Here is a 19,392-nt window from a genome sequence, read left to right on the forward strand (position 1 = left end):
GCTTCGGCGGGTTTTTTCATGCCTACGGTTGCCATTGACCATGACTCACACCACAAACGTTGACCCTTCCGAAATCGCGAAATTCTCTGAACTGGCCCACCGCTGGTGGGACGAGGACAGCGAATTTCGCCCCTTGCACCAGATCAACCCCCTGCGCTTGGGCTGGATTCAGTCCTTTGTGCCTCTGCAGGGCCTGCGTGCGCTCGATGTGGGTTGCGGTGGTGGCATCCTGGCTGACTCCATGGCACGTCAGGGCGCTGATGTGACCGGGATAGACCTCTCCGCCAAGGCCTTGCGTGTGGCGCAACTCCATGCGATGGAGGCGGAAACACCACGCATTGCCTACCGTGAAATCAGCGCCGAAGCGTTGGCGGAGGAGTCGCCTGCAGTCTTTGATGTGGTGACTTGCATGGAAATGCTGGAGCATGTGCCAGATCCGGCCTCTGTGGTGCAGGCCTGTTCCACCCTGGTCAAGCCCGGCGGCTGGGTGTTCTTTTCCACGATTAACCGCAATGCCATGGCTTTTTTGCAAGCCATTGTGGGCGCGGAGTATGTGTTGGGCATGCTGCCGCGCGGCACCCATGAGTACGCGAAGATGATCCGCCCCAGCGAGCTCGCCAGTTTCTGCCGCAGTGCCGGGCTGGACCTCTGTGGCAGCAGCGGTCTGGGCTACAACCCGCTGACCCGATACTACGCCCTCAACAACAGTACCCAGGTCAACTACCTCATCGCAACCCGCAAACCGCCAATCCAAGCCTGATGCCTACATTCACCAATATTCAGGCGGTACTGTTCGATCTGGATGGCACGCTGATTGACAGCGCTCCGGACTTGGGCGCTGCCGCCGACAGGATGCGTGTGGACCGGGGCATGCCCTCGCTGCCTGCGGAGCTCTATCGCCCCATGGCTGGGGCTGGTGCGCGTGGCATGTTGCAGATCGCCTTTGGCATGACGCCGCAGGATCCTGATTTTTCCGTCATGCGCGAGGAGTTTTTTGTCAATTATGAGCGCTGCATGACGCAGAGCACCTATGCCTTTGAGGGCGTACCGGCCCTGTTGCAGACCCTGGAGCAGCGTGGTTTGCCCTGGGGCGTGGTCACCAACAAGTCCGAGCGCTTTACCTTGCCACTGACGCGTTCCATGCCTTTGTTTGCGCGTGCGGGCGCAGTGGTCAGCGGTGATACCACCCCGCACGCCAAACCCCACCCGGAACCATTGCTGGAGGCGGCGCGGCGCATGGGTGTGGATCCGGAGGCCTGTGTCTATGTCGGTGATGACGAGCGCGACATCGTGGCCGGACGGGCAGCCGGCATGCGCACGGTCGCTGCGGTGTATGGCTATCTGGGGGCCCAGCACGACACGGCGGCCTGGCAGGCCGATGCAGAAATTAAATCCCCGGCGGCACTCTTGCAATTGCTGGCAGACGCCTAAAATAGAGGGTCTGGGGCTGCACTGGTTTCGACGTGGATTCGGACGCGCAGCAGGGCATGTCGAGCTGAATGCGCTCGTAAAACAGATTCAAACAAACTAACTGCAAACGACGAACGTTTCGCACTCGCTGCTTAATTGCTAGTGAGGCTCACAACAGCAAGCCGATAGGCTGGGCAAGGGCAACGCAAGTTGTCCCGGCTGTGGGCTAATTTCATTCGGCTGGGCCTGCCTTGGGTGACTTAGGGCAGGTCGAGAAAATAGGTTGCTGGCGTCTTGCATAGCGTGCCACTGCGCGATGTAGGAAGCGAGACTCAAATCAGATGGCTACACATGTAGAACTGTTCGAAGAAGGTTTGCGGACGGGGGTTCAAATCCCCCCAGCTCCACCACCATAAAAGGCAAAAGCCGCCCACTAGCAATAGTGGGCGGCTTTTTTCTCGCCTGCTTGGCCCTGATTAGGCTGCCGCGAGGACTTCGCTGTACCGCGGGGGCTGGCAACCGGCACGTTCGCAGTTGATGGCGGCGGCCCTCATGGCATGTTGCAGGGTTTGGGCAACGCGCTTGTCTGAGTCTTCAGGGTGGAGTACCCAGTCGCCCAGGCAGTTGCCCCAGAAGGTATCACCTGCGCCCACCGTATCCACCACCTTGGTAGGTGGGACGTCGGCTTGCGCCGTGCTGCCGTCGACGCTGAGCCAAGCGCCTTCTGCGCCAAAAGTCAGGGCAATGCGGCGCGTACCCTGCGCAACAAAGTGGGCCGCGATAGTGCTGCCGTTGGCGCGGCTGGGATTGGCAAAACCGAGCAACTCCAGGTCTTCGTCGCTGGCTTTGAGCCAGTCTGCATGCTTGGCAACCTCTTGTACGGCTTGTACATAGTGCGCCAGATTGGCGGCAAGCTTGGGACGCAAGTTGATATCCACACTGATGGTCCACCCCAAGGCCTTGGCGCCCTGCAGTACGCCTAGCACTTTGTCATGTTCTGGGGGTACCAGCAGCAGGGAGCCGGTGTGGAGCACGCCCGGTGCGTGACCTTGCAGTCTTTGCAGGACCGCGTCCACGGTGTAATCGCGGTCTGCAATGCCTTCGCGATAAAAGCCGTAACTGGGCTGCCCCTGGTGGATTTGTACGACTGCCAGTGAGGTGGGCAGGGGGGACGCGGGTGCCAATGGGGTGACGCCATCGCGCTGCAGTTGCTGCTGCATGGCTTGCCCGAACTGGTCGGTGGACAAGGGGTTGACGTAGCCTACAGGGGCTCCGCGCAGAGCTGCAGCCCGCGCCATATTGAAGGGGCTGCCGCCCATGAAGGGGCGCAGAGATCCGTCAGGCTGCGCGACGCAGTCCATCAAGGCTTCGCCCAATACCCATATAGATGCTGTCATATCTCTCTCGTTATCTGGTTTTCGCAGCTTAAACCAGCCTGCCTGGCAGAAGTGTGCACGCTGGGGCGAATGTTGATACCTGCTTGCGCCGCCAGGGTATATGGGCCGCGCCGCATTCTGCAAACGTGTATTACATCAGAAAAATTTTTATTAAATCAAGTGGTTTTACTAATATGGTTGGGACGCGAATTCTGGCATGCTCACCGTATCGCTCCAAAGTTCATTCCATGCTTTCATCCTGTTTATCACGCAACTTCTGCTTACCACTGTTATTTCTGTTTCTATTTAATTCTTTGGAGCTTATCGCATGCTAAAAGGTATTGATCCCCTGTTGACGCCAGAGCTGCTCATGCATCTTTCGGCGATGGGGCATGGGGAATGGGTTGCCGTGGTGGATGCCAATTTCACGGCAGACTATTTGAGCGCAGGCAAGCCCTTGGTGCGCCTGCCCGGCAATTCACTGGAGCGGGTAAGTCGCGCCGTGCTCTCGGTTATCCCTCTGGCGGAAGATGTGCAGCGTCCCGCTGCGTACATGCAGGTGTGCCACCAGCCAGAAAGCCACCGGACCGATGCGCAACTGGCGGTTTTGCGCCAGCTGGCGGCTGACGGCTTGCCGGCTGAACGGGTAGAGCCGATTGAGCGCTTTGCTTTTTACGACAAGGTGCGTGGCGCCAGTGTCATTGTGCAGAGTGGTGAGGCCACGGCCTACGGCAACGCCATGTTCTGTAAGGGCGTGATCCTGTGAAGGTAGCGGCATGAAGATTTATCTGGATTCCGCCCAGGTCGGTGCTTGGAAGCTGCCAGCCGGCTGCCCCAAGGTGGCGGGGGTGACCACCAACCCCAGCCTGGTTCATCAGGCCGGGCTGCCAGTCAGTCTCGCCGCGTACCAGGACCTTGTGCGTGCAGCCGCCGACCACGGCTTTGCCGAACTCATGCTGCAGCTACCCAGCTCCGATGTGACGCAGGCAAAAGAGTGGGTGGAGCCCTTGCGGGCGCTGTCGCAACAGCTGTCGGTGCAGCTCACCATCAAGCTGCCATGCATGCCGGACTGGGAAGCGTGCATTCGCTGGCTGCGTTCACAGGATCAGGACATCTTGCTCACCGGCCTGTCCAACCCTGTGCAACTGCTGTGGGCGCGTGACATGCAGGCCCAGTATGTGGCGCCGTACGTGGGGCGCCTTGTCAATGACGGGCGCAATGTCTGGGCTCTGATGCAAGCCTGTGTGGCCCAGCAGGCGCAGGGGCCTCAGCTGCTGGCGGCCAGCATCAAGTCGGCGGATGTGCTGGCGCAACTGATGGCGATGGGGGCTGCGGCGGTGACCCTGCCACCTGCCAGCCTGATTGCCTGGAGCGAAGATGCCTTGACGCAGGCGGCTGTCCAGCAATTCGAGAGAGATATTCAAGCCAGCCTGCGTAGCGCCTGAACGGATTGCCTCAGTCGTTGCGGCTGTCCAGGGGCGTTACGAAAGAGTTCAGCTCCCAGCCCGAGGCCAGCCGGCTCTCGGGGAATTCCGAGGCGAGTGGCGTGAGCCCGGAGGGTGTTGTGCCCTCGGCTTCCTTGCTTTGACGTCGGCGGGTGACCACGGCGTGCAGGTGTTCACGCATGTCCTGGAAGCGCGAGTCCAGCGGTTGGCTGGCGGTGGTGTGGGCGGCTTGCTCGCCCAGAAAGGCTGCGCGAATCTGGCTCAGGTGGGGCAGGTTGGCGGGGTCCACCACCCAGTAGCGGATGCTGCATTGGTCCAGCAGGCTGTGTTTGAGGGTCTGGTTACCGAGGGACAGGCCGTTGGGGCCGGGGACATCCACGCAGCCGATGACTTTGCCATCCAGGCTGCAGATGGTGAATGTGCAATAGACACCGTTGAGCAGCTTGTACCAGTGCGTGGCTTCAGCCTGGTTGGAGGGAGCGGTGAAGCGGGTGACGGGGAGCTTGATCAGGATCTGCTGGTCAAACATGACCTTGGTCAGCCAGATCCAGACTTTGCGCTCCTGGGTGTTGACCAGTGGGCGGGTTTTCAGGGGCCAGCTTGCCGGGATGCGGCGGCGTTGTCGTTCCATGTAGCGGTTGCGCCAGAAGAGCAGGGCGGCACCCAGCAACACCCCCAGTACAAAAGAAAGGAACAGCATCGACACCACCCTGTAAATGAGGCCATCTTTGCGTGGCTTCGTTATTCCAAGGCAGTTTACATGTCGGTGCGCTTTGCGTATATAGCCTCAATGGCCTCCTTGCGCGTCTGCAGCAGTGCAATAAGCTGGGGGTCGAAATGGGTGCCGGCGCCAGCTTGCAGGTAGTCCAGCGCCGCCTCCACGGTCCAGGCCACAGGCTTGTAGCTGCTGGTGTTAACCAGGGCATCGAGCACATCGGCTACCGCAGCGATGCGCCCGGGCAGGCTGATGGCTGTGCCTGCCAGGCCTTGGGGGTAGCCGCTGCCATCCCAGCGCTCATGGTGCTCCAGCGCCATCTGGGCGCCCAAGGTGTGGATGCGGAAGCGCGAGGGTGCCAGCAGGTCATGGCCCGAGCGGGCGTGGGTTTTCATGACGTCCCACTCCTGAGGCGTAAGCGAGCCAGGTTTGGTGAGGATGGCGTCAGGAGTGCTGACCTTGCCCACGTCGTGCAAGGTGGCGGCCACGCGCATCAGCTCGGCATCTTCTTCGCTGCTACCCATGCCAGCAGCCAGCAGCGCGACCACATCGCCCACGCGTTGCAGCGTGAGGGAAGGTTCGCCACTGCGCTGCTCGATGGCGTGCCCCAGCATACCAATGGTGGCGCGCAGGGCCTGCTCGGTGTCCTCGCGCAGCAGCAGGCCGTCGTAGGTGATGGCCACGTTGCGTGCAAATAGCTCCAGCAGCTCATGTGCCTGGCTGCTGACCGCTTCGGCAAACTCCATATAGATCAGGCTTTCACTGCCGGCTTTGGTGCGGAAGTAGCCCGCGTAGTAGCGCTCGCCGTGGTGGCTGGTTTTTTCCTGCAGCGCGCGGGTAATGGCCTCCTGCACGCTATCGGGCAGCTTGCTGACCTCATCATCCACCATGAGCTTGGAGTAGGCCTCGGTGGCAGCCAGCACCTTGAGCTGGCCTTGCGAGGAGGTGTTGGCGGTGTAGGCGGAGACGCGGCTGGCGCACAGGCCCTCGCCATTGAGATCCAGCAGGTAGTTGACCTGCTCCAGCACGGCCGAGGCAAAGCTGCGCAGGTTGCGCGAGTCGCAGACCTCGCTGATGGCTTCGATGGAGCGGCGCAGGCCCTGGCTGGCCTGCTCGATGCGCATGAGGTCGCGGTAGGCGCGCAGCCCAGCGTAGAACACGGTGATGAGCTTGCGCCGTGTGAGGTCGGTCTTTTCCTTGTAGTCGTTGATGTCGTAGTCGCGGATGACCTGTTCTTCGGGGGCTTGGCCGGGTTGGCCGGTGCGCAGGATGATGCGCACATTGAGGTTGCCCAGCTCTTCGCGGATGTGGCGGGCCAGGTCCAGCCCGGCATGTTCGGACTCCATCACCACGTCCAGCAGGATCAGCGCAATGTCATCGCGCTCGGCCAGTACGGTGCGCGCCTCGGCTGCGCTGTAGCAGTGGGTGAAGTGCAGGCTGCGCCCGTCCATCTCGAAGTCCGACATGACCAGCTTGGTGACTTCGTGCACGGCAGGCTCGTCATCCACTACCAGGATCTGCCATGGCGGCAGCGCCTTGCGGTGGCTGGGTTCAACTTGCTCGTCACTAAACACCAAATCATCAGACATGAGGCGGTCTTTCGTTGGGCGGGAACGATTGACAGTCTATCGGATTGTGGCTGCGATACTAGGGCCCATGCAGCTCCAGGAAATACTCTATTCGCAAGGCTTTGGCACACGCCGCGTGTGTGCCGGACTCATCCAGCAGGGCCACGTTCACGTTTATATGCCGGATGGCGATCCAGCCCCCGTGGTTGTTGCGCAAGCAGCTACTGAATTTGTAGCGGAAGGCCTGCGTTTCCGGGTCCAGGGCGTGGAGTGGCAGTACTTCGAAAAGGCCTATCTGGTGTTGCACAAACCCGCGGGCACCGAATGCTCGCAAAAGCCGTCCACCTACCCCAGCATCTACACGCTGTTGCCCTCGCCCTTGCGCATGCGGCCACAGAAGGCTGCCGTGCAGGGTGTGCAGGCGGTGGGGCGGCTGGACCAGGACACGACGGGCATGCTGCTGCTCACTGATGACGGCAAGTTCATCCACAAGATGAGCTCGCCGCGCCACCATGTGCCCAAGGTGTACGAGGTCACTGTCAAGCACGCGCTGGACGACAAGCAGGTGCAGAAGCTGCTGGCCGGTGTGGTGCTGGACGACGACCCGGCGCCCGTGCGTGCTGCGGCCTGCGAGGCGGTGAGCGAGTTCCACCTGCGCCTGACGCTGACGGAAGGCAAGTACCACCAGGTCAAGCGCATGCTGGCCGCCGTGGGCAACCGCGTCGAAGGGCTGCACCGCTCCCGCATCGGTGGCGTGTCATTGCCCTCGGATCTGGCGCCCGGGCAATGGCGCTGGTTGAGTGCGGCCGAGCTGGCCGCGGTACAAGCCAAGGAGTGACCCCATGAATGCCATGCTCGACGCCTTCTGGCGCTCCGTCGCCTATTGCCTGCACCCCAAGGTCATCGGCCTCTCGCTGCTGCCTCTGCTGCTGGTCATCGGCCTGATAGCGGGCTTGGGCTACTTCTATATGGACCCGGCGCTGGCCGCGGTGCAGCGCCTGCTGGAGGCGTCGGACGTGCTCAACCAGATCTGGGCCTGGCTCGAATCGGTGGGCGCCGGCAAGCTCAAGACCGTGCTGGTGCCGCTCATCGTGATCGCGTTGGCCACGCCCGTCATCGTGGTGGCCAGCCTGCTGGTGGTCGCCACGCTGATGACGCCCATGATTGTTCGTCTGGTCACACAGCGCCGCTTTCCTGCCCTGGAGCGTACTGGCGGTGCTTCTTACCTGGTCAGCGTGGTCTGGGGGCTGGTATCCAGTGTTGGCGCCCTGTTCCTGCTGTTGCTGTCCATGCCGCTGTGGCTGTTGCCGCCCCTGGTGCTGGTGCTGCCGCCGCTGATCTGGGGTTGGCTGACCTACCGCGTGCTGGCCTTTGACGCGCTGGCAGACCACGCCACAGCCGATGAGCGTCACGCCCTGATGCGCCGCCATCGCTGGTGGCTGCTTGGCATGGGGGTGTTCACTGGCTACCTGGGCGCGGCGCCCAGCCTGATCTGGTCGGTGGGCTTTGTGGCGGTGGCGCTGGCACCGGTGCTGGTGCCGCTCTCCATCTGGCTCTACACCCTGATCTTCGCTTTCTCTTCCCTGTGGTTCACCCACTACTGCCTGGCGGCCTTGCAGCAAATGCGCTGCGAGCAGGCCACGGCTGCCACCCCCGATCCCGTGGAGCCGGCCATGCTGGAGCCTTCTGCCGAACACCTGGAGCTGCCATGAACTTTGGTCTGCTCATCATCGGAGACGAAATCCTCTCCGGCAAGCGCGCCGACAAGCACCTTGCCAAGGCCATCGAACTACTGGGGGAGCGTGGCCTGCAGGTCGCCTACGCTGACTATGTGGGAGACGACCCGGCGCGCATCACGCAAACCCTGAAGCGAGCCTTTGACTCCGGTGATGTGGTGTTTTCTTTTGGCGGCATAGGTGCGACGCCCGATGACCACACCCGCCAGTGTGCTGCGAGGGCGCTGGGCTTGCCCCTAGTGCTGCACCCGCAGGCCGAAGCCCTGATCTACGAACGCATGCAGGACGTGGCGCGCGAGCAGGGCTTGCCTTATGAGCCCAACCGCGCAGACAACCAGCACCGGCTCAATATGGGCGTGTTTCCGCAGGGGGCCGAGATCATTGCCAACCCGTACAACAAGATTCCCGGTTTCAGCTGCGTGGGCGAGGGAGGAGGGCATGTGCACTTTGTGCCGGGCTTCCCCGTCATGGCCTGGCCCATGGTGGCCTCGGTGCTGGATCGCCGCTATTCCCACCTGTTTGTGCGCGAGGCGCATCTGGAGCGTTCCGTGATCATCTTTGGTGCCATTGAGTCCGCGCTCACGCCCTTGATGGAAGCACTGGAGCGCGAGCACCCGATCAAGGTCTTCAGCCTCCCCAGTGTGGACCACCCCGAATGGGGGCGCCATATTGAGCTGGGCGTCAAGGGGGCGCCGGCGGCGGTGGAGGCGGCTTTCGGGGCGCTGCGCGCGGCTCTTGCAGGTATGGACTTGTCGTTGGGCCCGAACTTGGTGCGCTCTTGAAATTGCATCAATTTGGTGCGTCATTGGATTGCACTTGTTTGGTGCATTCTGGGTGTGTGGCGGGTTACCAGTGCGCTTCTTTACGGTGCGCACCGGAAAATGCCGGCTTTATCGGGGCAAAATAGCCCCGTTTGCCGAAACGCCAGAGCCCTGTGCTTTGGCACAAAAGCTGCATTGTGAGCAGGGCAATTCTTTTTACAACCGTGCAACAGGAGTATTTGATGGCCAAGACCGTCGCAGACGTGATGAAACTGGTGAAAGAGAATGAAGTCAAGTTCGTTGACTTCCGTTTCACCGATACCCGCGGTAAAGAACAGCACGTGACCGTGCCGATTTCCGCTTTCGACGAAGACAAGTTCACATCCGGCCATGCCTTCGACGGTTCCTCCATCGCTGGCTGGAAGGGCATTGAAGCCTCCGACATGCAGTTGATGCCTGACCCCAACACGGCCAACATTGACCCCTTCTTCGAAGAAACCACTCTGTTCCTGCAGTGCGACGTGGTTGAGCCTTCCGACGGCAAGGCCTACGATCGTGACCCCCGCTCCATTGCCAAGCGCGCTGAAGCCTACCTGAAGGCCTCCGGCATGGGTGACACCGCCTACTTCGGACCCGAGCCTGAGTTCTTCCTGTTCGACGGTGTGCGCTGGTCCAACGAACCCGGCAAGGTTGGCTTCGAAATCGAAGAATACGAAGCACCCTGGAACTCCGGCAAACAGCTCGAAGGCGGCAACCGCGGCCACCGTCCCACCACCAAGGGCGGCTACTTCCCCGTTCCTCCCGTCGACAGCACGCAAGACATGCGCGCCGAAATGTCCCTGATCCTCGAATCCCTGGGCATTCCGGTTGAAGTGTTCCACCACGAAGTGGCGGGCGCTGGCCAGAACGAAATCGGCACCAAGTTCTCCACCCTGGTGGAGCGCGCCGACTGGACCCAGAACCTGAAGTACGTGGTCTGGAACGTGGCCAATGCCTACGGCAAGACCGCCACCTTTATGCCCAAGCCCTACGCTGGCGACAACGGTTCCGGCATGCACGTGCACCAATCCATCTGGAAAGACGGCAAGAACCTGTTCGCAGGCGACGGCTACGCTGGCCTGTCTGATTTCGCCCTGTACTACATCGGCGGCATCATCAAGCACGCCCGTGCCCTGAATGCCATCACCAACCCCGGCACCAACAGCTACAAGCGCCTGGTTCCCGGTTTCGAAGCGCCCGTGAAGCTGGCTTACTCTGCCCGCAACCGCTCCGCCTCCATCCGTATTCCCTTTGTGGCAAACCCCAAGGGCCGTCGTATCGAAGCGCGCTTCCCCGATCCATCTGCCAACCCCTACCTCGCTTTCTCTGCACTGATGATGGCCGGTCTGGATGGCGTGGAAAACAAGATCCACCCCGGCGAAGCTGCCACCAAGGACCTCTACCATCTGCCTCCCGAGGAAGATGCAAAGGTGCCGACCGTGTGCCACAGCCTCGACCAGGCCCTGGAATATCTCGACAAGGACCGCGGCTTCCTGACCAAGGGTGGCGTATTCACTGACTCCATGCTCGATGCCTACATCGAACTGAAGATGTCTGAAGTGACCCGTTTCCGCATGGCTCCCCACCCTGTCGAATACGATATGTACTACTCCCTGTAATGTCTGCTGCCTACCCGGCAGCGCTACAGGCAAAAAGGACGGCGCAAGCCGTCCTTTTTTTTGCAAACAAAGTGACACAGATTCCGGTCCAATGCGAATGGATACTGGGGCACTTTTTGTTTTTGGGCACTTTTTGGCGCATACTGAAACAGGCGCCTAGGCTCTGTTGGCGCGGACACTGCATGAAAACCTCTCTTCTCTTTTCCCTGATGGCCTTGGCGTGCGCCGGCAATGCGCTGGCGCAGGACCGCATTTACCGTTGCGGCAACGAGTACACCAACACCGTCAGTGAAGCCCAGGCCAAGAACTGCAAGCTGGTGTCGGGAGGGAACGTGACCGTGGTGCAGGGGACCAAGCCTGCAGCCAATACCGGTGTCAAGGTGGCGTCTAGCGGGAGCACTTCCAGCGCGCCCCGCATTGACTCCGCCGACCAGCGCGCAAAAGACTCCGATGCCCGCCTGATTCTTGAAGCTGAGCTCAAGAAGGCCGAGGCCAAACAGATCGAGTTGCTCAAGGAATACAACAACGGTGAGCCCGAAAAACTGGGCCCCGAAACCCGCAACCACCAGAAATACCTTGACCGTGTTGCTGAACTCAAGGCGGCGATTGCCCGCAACGAGAGCGACATCGCAGGCATTCGCCGTGAGCTGGGCCGTGTGCCTGCCGCAACGACGCCGGTGTCTGTGGCCAAGTAAGCCCACCGCAGCGCGCCTATGGCGCGCCATCCAATCAAGTAGTCACCAGCCGTGAACCGAGCCGAACCTGTTTCTGAACGTTTTGCCAGCTTTGATCTGCTGGCGACACTTGTGGCAGTCGTCCAGGCTGATGCCAGCGTGCTGTTCTCCAATGCCGCGCTCGAAGATGCGCTGGGCACTTCGCGCCGGACCATCATGGGCTCCAGCTTTGCCGAGATGTTCACCGAACCGGCCGTGCTGCAAAGTGCGTTGGAAGGCGCTTCCGAGAATGCCTTTGCCGCGCTGCGTTACGACGCTTGGCTCAAGCGTGCGGGGCTGGAGCCGATGCCGGTCCACGTGATCGTGACGCGTACCGAATTTTCCGAAGACATCATCGTCGAGATGGTGCCGCTGGAGCAGCAGACCCGGCAGGACCGCGAAGAGCGCCTGGCCGAACAGGCCCAGACCAACAAGGAGCTGATCCGCAATCTGGCGCATGAGATTAAGAACCCGCTGGGCGGCATTCGCGGTGCGGCACAGTTGCTTGAGATGGAGATGGAGTCCCCCGAGCTGACCGAGTACACGCAGGTCATCATCCACGAGGCCGACCGCCTGCAAAGTCTGGTGGACCGCCTGCTCGCGCCACACCGTCGCCCGCACCTGGTGGGTGACGTGAACATCCACGAAGTCTGCGAGCGTGTGCGCTCCCTCATCTTGGCGGAGTTCCCCAAGGGACTTCGCGTCGTGCGCGATTACGACATCTCCATTCCCGAGTTCCGTGGCGATCGCGAGCAGTTGATCCAGACCGTGCTCAACATTGCCCACAACGCCTGCCAGGCCCTGGCCGAACGCATCGCGGCAGGGGATGCGAATCTGACATTCCGTACACGTGTGACGCGGCAGGTTACCTTTGGTAAACAGCGCTATCGGTTGGCATTGGAATTGCATGTGATCGACAACGGACCTGGCGTGCCAGATTCGATCAGAGACCGCATTTTTTATCCGCTGGTGTCGGGCAGAGAGGGCGGTTCGGGGCTGGGGCTGACATTGGCGCAAACCTTTGTTCAACAACACCACGGACTGATCGAAGTGGACAGCGTGCCGGGCCGTACGGACTTCAAGATCCTGATTCCGTTACCGTAAACACAAGAACACAAGGGTGCGCCACGACATGAAGCCGATTTGGATCGTAGATGATGACCAGTCCATCCGCTTCGTGCTGGAGAAGGCGCTGTTGCGCGAGCATTTGCCCACGCGCAGCTTTTCCAATCCACGCGATGTATTGAGTGCGCTGGCTACGGCCGCGGACGATGAAGGCCCGCAGATCCTGGTCAGCGACATTCGCATGCCCGGTGGTTCGGGTCTGGACCTGCTCGAAAAAGTCAAAGCCAAACACCCCGGCCTGCCTGTCATCATCATGACGGCCTTCTCGGATCTGGACAGTGCGGTCAGCGCCTTCCAGGGCGGCGCGTTCGAGTACCTGCCCAAGCCCTTCGATCTGCCCAAGGCGGTGGAGCTGATCCGCCGCGCGGTGGAAGAAAGCCAGCGCGAAGAGGTGAGCGAAGAGCGCATGGCCGAGTCGCCCGAGATGCTGGGCCAGGCGCCCGCCATGCAGGACGTATTCCGTGCCATTGGCCGCCTCAGCCAGAGCAATGTCACCGTCATGATCACCGGCGAGTCCGGCTCCGGCAAAGAGCTGGTCGCCCGTGCGCTGCACAAGCACTCGCCGCGCTCCGATGGCCCCTTTGTGGCGATCAACACCGCCGCCATCCCGAAAGACCTGCTGGAGAGCGAGCTGTTCGGCCATGAGCGCGGCGCCTTCACCGGTGCGCAGACCATGCGTCGCGGCCGCTTTGAGCAGGCCGATGGCGGCACGCTGTTTCTCGACGAAATTGGCGACATGCCGTTTGAGTTGCAAACGCGCCTGCTGCGCGTGCTGTCTGACGGGCACTTCTACCGTGTGGGCGGCCACAGTGCCGTCAAGTCGAATGTGCGTGTCATCGCGGCCACCCACCAGAACCTTGAGCAGCGCGTCAAGGACGGGGTCTTCCGTGAAGACTTGTTCCATCGCCTCAACGTGATCCGTCTGCGTCTGCCGGCCCTGCGTGAGCGCAAGGAAGACGTGGCCATGCTGACACGCCATTTCCTGCAACAAAGCGCCAAGCAGCTCGGCGTGGAGCCCAAGCGCATTTCCGACCCGGCCTTGGCCTGGCTGGAAGGCTTTGGCTTCCCTGGCAATGTGCGCCAGCTGGAAAACATCTGCCACTGGCTCACCGTCATGGCACCAGCCCAGGTGATCGAGCGCAAGGACTTGCCGCCCGAAGTCAGCACCGGCCGCGCGGAAAACGGAGAGTCCATTCCGGCCAAGCCTGTGCTTACGGCGGCGCCCGAAGCCCAGCTCAAGGACGTGCCGCTGGAAGCCCACCCGTTGGTCGCTGGCGCTGGCGAACCGGAAGACCTGTCACATGTGCTGGCCCGCGCTGCGGCAGCCCATGGCCCGCTGGAAGGTTGGGAGGCCGAGCTGGAGACCGAAGCGGTCGCCTTGCTGGGTTCCGGCCAGCCCGAGGTGTGGGATACGCTCACGCGCCGTTTCGAGTCGCGCCTGATTCTGGCGGCGCTGGCCAATACCAAGGGCCGCCGCATTGAGGCCGCGCACAAGCTGGGTATTGGTCGCAACACCATTACCCGCAAGATCCAGGAGCTGGGCCTGGAGTAGTTGTTGGTTTTTTTGGCCCTAGCCCCCGTGGAATCTGCGCAAGCAGCTTCTGAAACCATAGCAAAAAGCCGACGCATGCGTCGGCTTTTTTGTGTCAGTTGGCGGGGGCTATTTCCACCACCACCGGCGCGTGGTCACTGGGGCGTTCGTTCTTGCGCGGGGTCTTGTCGATTTCGCAGGAAGTGACACGCGGGCGCAGGGCTTCGCTCACCAGGATGTGGTCGATGCGCAAACCGCGGTTGCGCCGGAAGCCTGCGTCACGGTAGTCCCACCAGCTGAAGCTTTTGGGCGGATGCTCAAACAGGCGGTGGCTGTCGTGCAGGCCCAAGGCGATGAGGGCGCGCAGGTGGTAGCGCTCCTCTTCCGTGCAGTGGATGGTCTCGAACAGGCCTTCGGGGTCCCACACGTCGTCGTCATCAAAGGTGATGTTGTAGTCGCCCATGATGACCAGTTGGGGATGCCGCGTCAGTTCGTCCTTGACCCAGCGGCGCAAGGCAGCCAGCCACTCCATCTTGTACTCAAACTTGTCGCTGCCGGGCTCCTGCCCGTTGGGGAAGTAGGCGCCTATGACGCGAACGCCGTCTACCGTGCCGGTGATGACTCGGGCCATTTCGTCGTCAAAACCGGGGATGTTCTTGAGTACGTCGGTGGCTGGCGTGCGGGTGAGCAGGGCTACGCCGTTGTAGGTTTTCTGGCCAAACCATTGGGCCTGGTAGCCGGCGGCGGCAAAGGCATCTGCGGGGAACTTGTCGTCGGTGAGCTTGAGTTCCTGCAGCGCCAGCACGTCCACCGGATTGGTGGCCAGCCAGTCCAGCACCTGTGGCAGGCGCACGCCCAAAGAGTTCACGTTCCAGGTGGCAAGTTTCATGGGGAGGATGGTGTTAGGCGGGTGGGGCGCACCCGTGGCGAATGCCACAATGGGTGTCCGATACGGTTGCGGCGCATTTTCGCATCTTGCGCCGCAGCCACCGCCTGACTGGTCTTCGTTTTTCCGGATTCCTTTCCCCATGCAAGCCATGTCTCCCGCTTTGTCCCAGTGCCCCGGCTGCCAGCAGGCGTTGCACCATGCTGTTCTGGAAGGACATTACGGCAAGTCGGTGGAGGTGGACTTGTGCACCACCTGCCATCTGGTCTGGTTCGATGTGTTTGAGTCGGTGCGACTGTCCGGCCTTGGCTGGCTGCAGTTGCTGCGGGACATGCTGGATCCAGCGAGCACCTCGGCGGTTTTGCCTGCCCGCATGGCCTGTGTGCGCTGCAGCGCCGCGCTGGTGCCCGTGCGCAACCAGACGCGCTTTGGCCGCACGGCAGCGCTGGAGTGCCGCGTGGGGCATGGGCAGTTGCAAACCCTGACCCACCTGCTGGCGGAGCGTGGCCTGTTGCGCGCCGTGCTGCCTGCGGATCGCAGTGCCCTGGCCCGGCAGGGTCGGTCGCTGGTGTGCATGCAATGCGGCGCTGGCGACCATGCTGCTGGCGCCGAACAGTGCGCGTATTGCACCAGTCCGCTGTTGATGGTGGATCTGCCCCGGCTGGTCTCGGCCTTGCTGGTGCGCCACGGCAGCACGGTGGTGGGTGTTGAGGGCGTCAAGCCGCTGGCGCTGGCCTGCCAGGGCTGCGGCCAGCCGCTGGACCCTGCGGGGCAGGCCCACTGTCCGCGCTGCCACCACGCCGTGGTGTGGACCGAGCTGCGCAGCATTCGGCCCCTGCTGGATGCGGTAGAGCCCTTGTTGCGGGCGACGCCTGCCCGCAAGCCGCTGGGGCCCTGGATGGGGCGTAAATCGGGGGATTACCGCGCCACCCAATTCCACCGCACGCTGGGGCTTTTCAAATCCGCGTTTGGCAAGGCAGACAGCACGCCGGAAGACGACTTGCCGGAAAGCTTGCCGAGGCATCTGGCCAAGCTGGTGTTTGGGCTGGTGCTGATGTGGCTGCTGTTTGGAGGCTGGCGCTAGCCTCGGGGCCGGACAGTGTTGCGCGCCAGGTAACTGGCATGCCAGGCCAGAAAGTCTTCTGCCGGCATGGGCTTGGCAATGAGGTAACCCTGCGCGATGTCGCAGCCCAGCGCGACCAACTGGTCCCACTGGGCCTGGGTTTCCACACCCTCGGCCACGGTCTTGCGGCCCAGGTCGTGGGCTAGGTCGATGGTGGAGCGCACGATCAGTGCAGAGTCCTTGTCGTGGTCGAGATGGCGCACAAAGGACTGGTCAATCTTGATGTACTCCACCGGCAGTTTCTGCAGGTAACTCAGCGAGGAGTAGCCGGTGCCGAAGTCGTCGATGTAGAGGGATATGCCGCTTTCGCGCAGGCTGTGCAGCACGCGCAGCGCCAGCTCGGCGTCTGCCATGACGGCGCTTTCGGTGATCTCCAGCTCCAGCCAACTGGCCTGGGTACCCAGGGTGGTTTGCCAGTCGCGAATCTTGCCCAACAGGCTTTCGTCGTGCAGATTGCGGGCCGAGAGGTTCACCGCGATCGGTAGCGGGTGATTCTGGCGCTCCCACTCCTGCGTCTGGCGCATGGCGGTTTCGATCACCCATTCGGTCAGCGGCTGGATCAGGCCGGTGTGTTCGGCCAGCTCGATGAACTCGCCCGGGGGTACCAGGCCGCGCGTAGGGTGCTGCCAGCGCACCAGGCCTTCGGCGCCGCAGACCTCGCCGCTGTGGAAGGAGACCTTGGGCTGCACGTACAGGCGCAGCTCGCCCGACCGGATGGCGTGCTGCAGCTCGCCGGCCATGTTCAGGCGGTAGGAGCGGTTGGGGTTGTTCACCGGGTCGAAGACGACCAGCGCCACGCCACGTTTCTTGGCCTGGTGCATGGCGATGTCCGTGTGGCGGTACAGATCGTGCGTGGTACGCCCGTGGTCGGGGAACAGGCTCAGCCCCATCTTGGCCGACACCTGCAATGAAATGCCGGCTACCGGGAAGGGCTGTGACAGCTGGGTCTCCAGCTGCTGGGCGGTCTCCAGTGCGGCAGCCAGGTCGCAGCCGGGCAGCAGCATGGCGAACTCATCGCCGCGCAGGCGTGCCACCTGGGCTTGCAGAGGGGCAGCGGCCACCACGCGCGCGCCAAAGTCGCGCAGGATCTGGTCTCCCTGGCTGAAGCCCAGCGCGTCGTTGATCTCGCTCAAGCGCTCCACATTCGCCTGTATCACGGCAAAACGCCGGGGCTGGTGCGTACTGGCCTCGATGGCGGCATTGAGCAGCTCGGTGAAATGGAATTCGTTGGGCAGGCCGGTTAGCGCGTCGGAGCGCGTCATGCGGTACATGGTGTCCTGGAACTCCTGCTGCGCTGCGCGGGCGCGCAGCGTGGCGATGCCGAAGGCCAGATCATCGGCCGACTCACCCAGCAGCGCGATTTCTTCCTTCTCGAAGTCCAGCGCCCGCGCGTCATGGATGAACAGTGCACCAGTCAGAACGCCATCGATGCGTATGGGGCAGGCAATGCCGGCCTGGTGGACGCCGGGCAGGGCAGATATGGTGCAGTGCCCGCGCATGCGCAGTTCGTCCATACGCTGGCTGGCCTCGGCGCTGTCGGCGCTCCAGTGCACTTGCAGCGCCGATAGGGCGGTCTCCAGGCCGCTGTGGGCCATGGCGCGCAGGGAGCGGCCGGCGTCGTCCAGATAGGCGACCACTGCCGCGCTGTAGCCTCCGGTATTGACGATGGCATCGCACATGCTTTGCAGCAGCCCGTGTTCATGCGTGGCACGCAACATGGTGCGGTTGCCGGCGCTCAGGGTGCGCAGGCCGCGCGTGGCCTGTTCCAGCTCTTCCACGCGCTGGGCCAGTTCCCGGTTCAGGCCCTGGATCTGTTCTTCGTTGCGCTTGCGCTCGGTGATGTCGGTCCCCAGCATGTAGTAACCGACCACGGTGCCTGCCGCGTCGCGCTTGGGGGTGTATTCGATGGCCTGCCAGACCTCGGGCGAAGGGTGCCAGTCGTAGCTCTGTTTTTCGCCCTTCAGCGCCTGGGTGATCAGCGGTGCAGCGACGGCATAGCGCTCGTCGCCCAGAATCTCCTGCACCGTGCAGCCCACGATGTCGTTGCGTCCTGGGGCAAAGCGTGCGTGGTACTGCTGGTTGACGTACACATAGCGCTGCTGCGCGTTTACGTAGGCAATCATGGCTGGCATGGTGCTGATCACGCCTTGCAGGTGCTCCTGCGTTTCGCGCAATTGGCTAGTGCGCTGCTGCACGCGCAACTCCAGTTCGGCATTCTGCTGCTGCACGGCCCGCCGCGCCTGACGCGGCAGGGTTTCATCGCGAAACACCAGCACCACCCCGGTGATGGTGCCGTCGGCATCGCGGATAGGGGCGGCACTGTCGGCAATCGGGCATTGCGAGCCATCGCGGTGCAGCAGCGCGGTGTGGTTGGCCAGCTCCTGCACCTGGCCCGTGGCGAGGGCGCGCGCCACAGGTAGCTCCATAGGCATGTGGGTACCCTCGTGCACGATGCGGAACACCTCTTCGATCAGGCGCCCCCGGGCTTCGGCCAGCGGCCAGCCGGTGAGCTGCTCGGCCACCATGTTCATGCGGGTGACGCGCCCCTCGGTGTCGGTGGCCAGCACGCCGTCGCCAATCGAGTGCAGGGTGGTGGCCAGGCTTTGCTCGCTCAGCGCCAGTGCGCGTTGGCTGGCCTGAGTCAGTTGCAGTTGGCGGCGGATGAGGATATAGGTGGTGGATAGCAGGGCCAGCAGTAGGAGTGCCACCACGGCGCCCACGCCAATCAGGGTGCTGCGGGTATGGGCCTGGGCCAGGTCGCGTTCGGTGAGTAGCCGGTTTTCCTCCCTCTCCATGTCCGCCAGCAGCCTGTAGGTGCGTTCGCGGGTTGCCTGGATAGGCGCGGCAGCGACGTAGGCGTTGGCAGCCTCTGCCCCCTGTGTCTTGCGCAGGGCTTCCACCTCGCGCGAGATGCGCATGCGTTCATTGAGCACTTCGCGCAGTTGGGCCCAGTTGTGCTGCTGCAGCGGGTTGTCGCTGGTCAGCCGCAGCAGCTCGCGCATCTGTTCTTCGCGCATGGCGGTGCGGGTGTTGCGATCCACCAGGAAGTTGTTGTTCCCGGTGACGCGGTAGTTCTGGGTGCTGATTTCGATCTGCAGGGTGTCGCCCCGGACCTGGGCCAGCCGGCTGATCACCTCATGGGTGTGGCCGACCATGTGGGCGGCCTCGCCAGCATCGCCGGCCAGTTTCCAGGTCGCACTGAACAACCCGGCCACCACCACAGCGGCAGCCACGAAAGCCGCCAGCACCTTGGTTTCGAAGCTGGAATATGTGCGCACAGAGTCCCTGGGTCCCTGACATGTGACGCATCAATTCTGCACCAGTCGGCGTGAATGTTCTACTGCT

17 protein-coding genes and 1 other RNA gene are annotated in these 19,392 nt (G+C 62.4%); 13 read left to right on the top strand and 5 right to left on the bottom strand.

The window, feature by feature from the left end; all coding sequences use genetic code 11:
• Positions 1-40 precede the first annotated feature (40 nt).
• The 3 genes from ubiG (at position 41) to ssrA (ending at position 1,820) form a co-directional block, all read left to right on the top strand.
• Positions 41-760, top strand: coding sequence for a bifunctional 2-polyprenyl-6-hydroxyphenol methylase/3-demethylubiquinol 3-O-methyltransferase UbiG (gene ubiG, locus AC1RNN_RS02590; protein WP_493086236.1), 720 nt, complete (start codon positions 41-43; stop codon positions 758-760).
• Positions 760-1,431, top strand: a complete 672-nt coding sequence (gene gph / locus AC1RNN_RS02595) for a phosphoglycolate phosphatase (RefSeq protein ID WP_493086234.1) — start codon at positions 760-762, stop codon at positions 1,429-1,431. Before ubiG ends, gph begins: the two co-directional genes overlap by 1 nt.
• Before the next feature lie 12 nt (positions 1,432-1,443).
• Positions 1,444-1,820, top strand: a transfer-messenger RNA (tmRNA) gene (gene ssrA / locus AC1RNN_RS02600).
• A 66-nt stretch (positions 1,821-1,886) separates the two neighbouring features.
• Here ssrA and AC1RNN_RS02605 read toward each other — a convergent pair.
• Positions 1,887-2,807 (bottom strand): PfkB family carbohydrate kinase, encoded by a 921-nt coding sequence (locus AC1RNN_RS02605; protein WP_493086232.1) that lies wholly within the window; start codon positions 2,805-2,807, stop codon positions 1,887-1,889.
• A 307-nt stretch (positions 2,808-3,114) separates the two neighbouring features.
• Between AC1RNN_RS02605 and AC1RNN_RS02610 the strand changes: the two genes are divergently transcribed.
• Both AC1RNN_RS02610 and AC1RNN_RS02615 read left to right on the top strand, forming a co-directional pair.
• On the top strand, positions 3,115-3,552 hold the full coding sequence (locus AC1RNN_RS02610; protein WP_493086231.1) for an RbsD/FucU family protein: 438 nt from the start codon (positions 3,115-3,117) through the stop codon (positions 3,550-3,552).
• Positions 3,553-3,562: 10 nt separating this feature from the next.
• Positions 3,563-4,231: a transaldolase family protein gene (locus AC1RNN_RS02615; RefSeq protein ID WP_493086229.1), complete on the top strand. Its 669-nt coding sequence runs from the start codon at positions 3,563-3,565 to the stop codon at positions 4,229-4,231.
• Positions 4,232-4,241: 10 nt separating this feature from the next.
• Here AC1RNN_RS02615 and AC1RNN_RS02620 read toward each other — a convergent pair whose 3' ends face one another.
• Both AC1RNN_RS02620 and AC1RNN_RS02625 read right to left on the bottom strand, forming a co-directional pair.
• Positions 4,242-4,931, bottom strand: a complete 690-nt coding sequence (locus AC1RNN_RS02620; RefSeq protein ID WP_493086228.1) for a hypothetical protein — start codon at positions 4,929-4,931, stop codon at positions 4,242-4,244.
• 56 nt (positions 4,932-4,987) lie between these two features.
• Positions 4,988-6,535, bottom strand: coding sequence for a DUF3369 domain-containing protein (locus tag AC1RNN_RS02625; RefSeq protein ID WP_493086227.1), 1,548 nt, complete (start codon positions 6,533-6,535; stop codon positions 4,988-4,990).
• Positions 6,536-6,602: 67 nt separating this feature from the next.
• On the opposite strand from AC1RNN_RS02625, the gene AC1RNN_RS02630 reads away from it, so the two are divergent.
• The 7 genes from AC1RNN_RS02630 (at position 6,603) to ntrC (ending at position 14,059) form a co-directional block, all read left to right on the top strand.
• The gene (locus AC1RNN_RS02630) at positions 6,603-7,352 is read left to right on the top strand and encodes a pseudouridine synthase (protein ID WP_493086226.1); all 750 of its coding nucleotides are present in this window, start codon (positions 6,603-6,605) and stop codon (positions 7,350-7,352) included.
• 4 nt (positions 7,353-7,356) lie between these two features.
• Positions 7,357-8,226 carry an EI24 domain-containing protein gene (locus tag AC1RNN_RS02635; RefSeq protein ID WP_493086225.1) on the top strand — a complete coding sequence of 290 codons (870 nt, stop codon included), beginning with the start codon at positions 7,357-7,359 and terminating at the stop codon, positions 8,224-8,226.
• Positions 8,223-9,032: a competence/damage-inducible protein A gene (locus AC1RNN_RS02640; RefSeq protein ID WP_493086224.1), complete on the top strand. Its 810-nt coding sequence runs from the start codon at positions 8,223-8,225 to the stop codon at positions 9,030-9,032. The genes AC1RNN_RS02635 and AC1RNN_RS02640 overlap by 4 nt, the downstream gene beginning before the upstream one ends.
• 221 nt (positions 9,033-9,253) lie before the next feature.
• Complete coding sequence (gene glnA, locus AC1RNN_RS02645) at positions 9,254-10,669, top strand: type I glutamate--ammonia ligase (protein WP_493086222.1); 1,416 nt, start codon at positions 9,254-9,256, stop codon at positions 10,667-10,669.
• Positions 10,670-10,851: 182 nt separating this feature from the next.
• Entirely contained in the window at positions 10,852-11,364 is a 513-nt protein-coding gene (locus tag AC1RNN_RS02650) for a hypothetical protein (RefSeq protein WP_493086221.1), read from the top strand.
• Positions 11,365-11,415: 51 nt separating this feature from the next.
• Positions 11,416-12,486 (top strand): nitrogen regulation protein NR(II), encoded by a 1,071-nt coding sequence (gene glnL / locus AC1RNN_RS02655; RefSeq protein ID WP_493086219.1) that lies wholly within the window; start codon positions 11,416-11,418, stop codon positions 12,484-12,486.
• A 28-nt stretch (positions 12,487-12,514) separates the two neighbouring features.
• Positions 12,515-14,059 carry a nitrogen regulation protein NR(I) gene (gene ntrC, locus AC1RNN_RS02660; protein ID WP_493086217.1) on the top strand — a complete coding sequence of 515 codons (1,545 nt, stop codon included), beginning with the start codon at positions 12,515-12,517 and terminating at the stop codon, positions 14,057-14,059.
• A 94-nt stretch (positions 14,060-14,153) separates the two neighbouring features.
• Here the strand turns inward: ntrC and AC1RNN_RS02665 are convergent, their stop codons facing one another.
• The gene (locus AC1RNN_RS02665) at positions 14,154-14,927 is read right to left on the bottom strand and encodes an exodeoxyribonuclease III (RefSeq protein ID WP_493086215.1); all 774 of its coding nucleotides are present in this window, start codon (positions 14,925-14,927) and stop codon (positions 14,154-14,156) included.
• Between the two features lie 139 nt (positions 14,928-15,066).
• On the opposite strand from AC1RNN_RS02665, the gene AC1RNN_RS02670 reads away from it, so the two are divergent.
• Positions 15,067-16,008, top strand: a complete 942-nt coding sequence (locus AC1RNN_RS02670; RefSeq protein ID WP_493086213.1) for a TFIIB-type zinc ribbon-containing protein — start codon at positions 15,067-15,069, stop codon at positions 16,006-16,008.
• Here AC1RNN_RS02670 and AC1RNN_RS02675 read toward each other — a convergent pair.
• Entirely contained in the window at positions 16,005-19,325 is a 3,321-nt protein-coding gene (locus AC1RNN_RS02675) for an EAL domain-containing protein (protein WP_493086211.1), read from the bottom strand. The genes AC1RNN_RS02670 and AC1RNN_RS02675 overlap by 4 nt on opposite strands.
• Positions 19,326-19,392 lie beyond the last annotated feature (67 nt).

It is taken from the genome of Rhodoferax sp. GW822-FHT02D07, from assembly GCF_058802405.1.

Excerpts from the sequence above, each read along its gene's own strand:
- ubiG (WP_493086236.1), top strand. The coding sequence starts at position 41 with ATGACTCACACCACAAACGTTGACCCTTCCGAAATCGCGAAATTCTCT.
- gph (WP_493086234.1), top strand. The coding sequence starts at position 760 with ATGCCTACATTCACCAATATTCAGGCGGTACTGTTCGATCTGGATGGC.
- AC1RNN_RS02605 (WP_493086232.1), bottom strand. The coding sequence starts at position 2,807 with ATGACAGCATCTATATGGGTATTGGGCGAAGCCTTGATGGACTGCGTC.
- AC1RNN_RS02610 (WP_493086231.1), top strand. The coding sequence starts at position 3,115 with ATGCTAAAAGGTATTGATCCCCTGTTGACGCCAGAGCTGCTCATGCAT.
- AC1RNN_RS02615 (WP_493086229.1), top strand. The coding sequence starts at position 3,563 with ATGAAGATTTATCTGGATTCCGCCCAGGTCGGTGCTTGGAAGCTGCCA.
- AC1RNN_RS02620 (WP_493086228.1), bottom strand. The coding sequence starts at position 4,931 with ATGCTGTTCCTTTCTTTTGTACTGGGGGTGTTGCTGGGTGCCGCCCTG.
- AC1RNN_RS02625 (WP_493086227.1), bottom strand. The coding sequence starts at position 6,535 with ATGTCTGATGATTTGGTGTTTAGTGACGAGCAAGTTGAACCCAGCCAC.
- AC1RNN_RS02630 (WP_493086226.1), top strand. The coding sequence starts at position 6,603 with ATGCAGCTCCAGGAAATACTCTATTCGCAAGGCTTTGGCACACGCCGC.
- AC1RNN_RS02635 (WP_493086225.1), top strand. The coding sequence starts at position 7,357 with ATGAATGCCATGCTCGACGCCTTCTGGCGCTCCGTCGCCTATTGCCTG.
- AC1RNN_RS02640 (WP_493086224.1), top strand. The coding sequence starts at position 8,223 with ATGAACTTTGGTCTGCTCATCATCGGAGACGAAATCCTCTCCGGCAAG.
- glnA (WP_493086222.1), top strand. The coding sequence starts at position 9,254 with ATGGCCAAGACCGTCGCAGACGTGATGAAACTGGTGAAAGAGAATGAA.
- AC1RNN_RS02650 (WP_493086221.1), top strand. The coding sequence starts at position 10,852 with ATGAAAACCTCTCTTCTCTTTTCCCTGATGGCCTTGGCGTGCGCCGGC.
- ntrC (WP_493086217.1), top strand. The coding sequence starts at position 12,515 with ATGAAGCCGATTTGGATCGTAGATGATGACCAGTCCATCCGCTTCGTG.
- AC1RNN_RS02665 (WP_493086215.1), bottom strand. The coding sequence starts at position 14,927 with ATGAAACTTGCCACCTGGAACGTGAACTCTTTGGGCGTGCGCCTGCCA.
- AC1RNN_RS02670 (WP_493086213.1), top strand. The coding sequence starts at position 15,067 with ATGCAAGCCATGTCTCCCGCTTTGTCCCAGTGCCCCGGCTGCCAGCAG.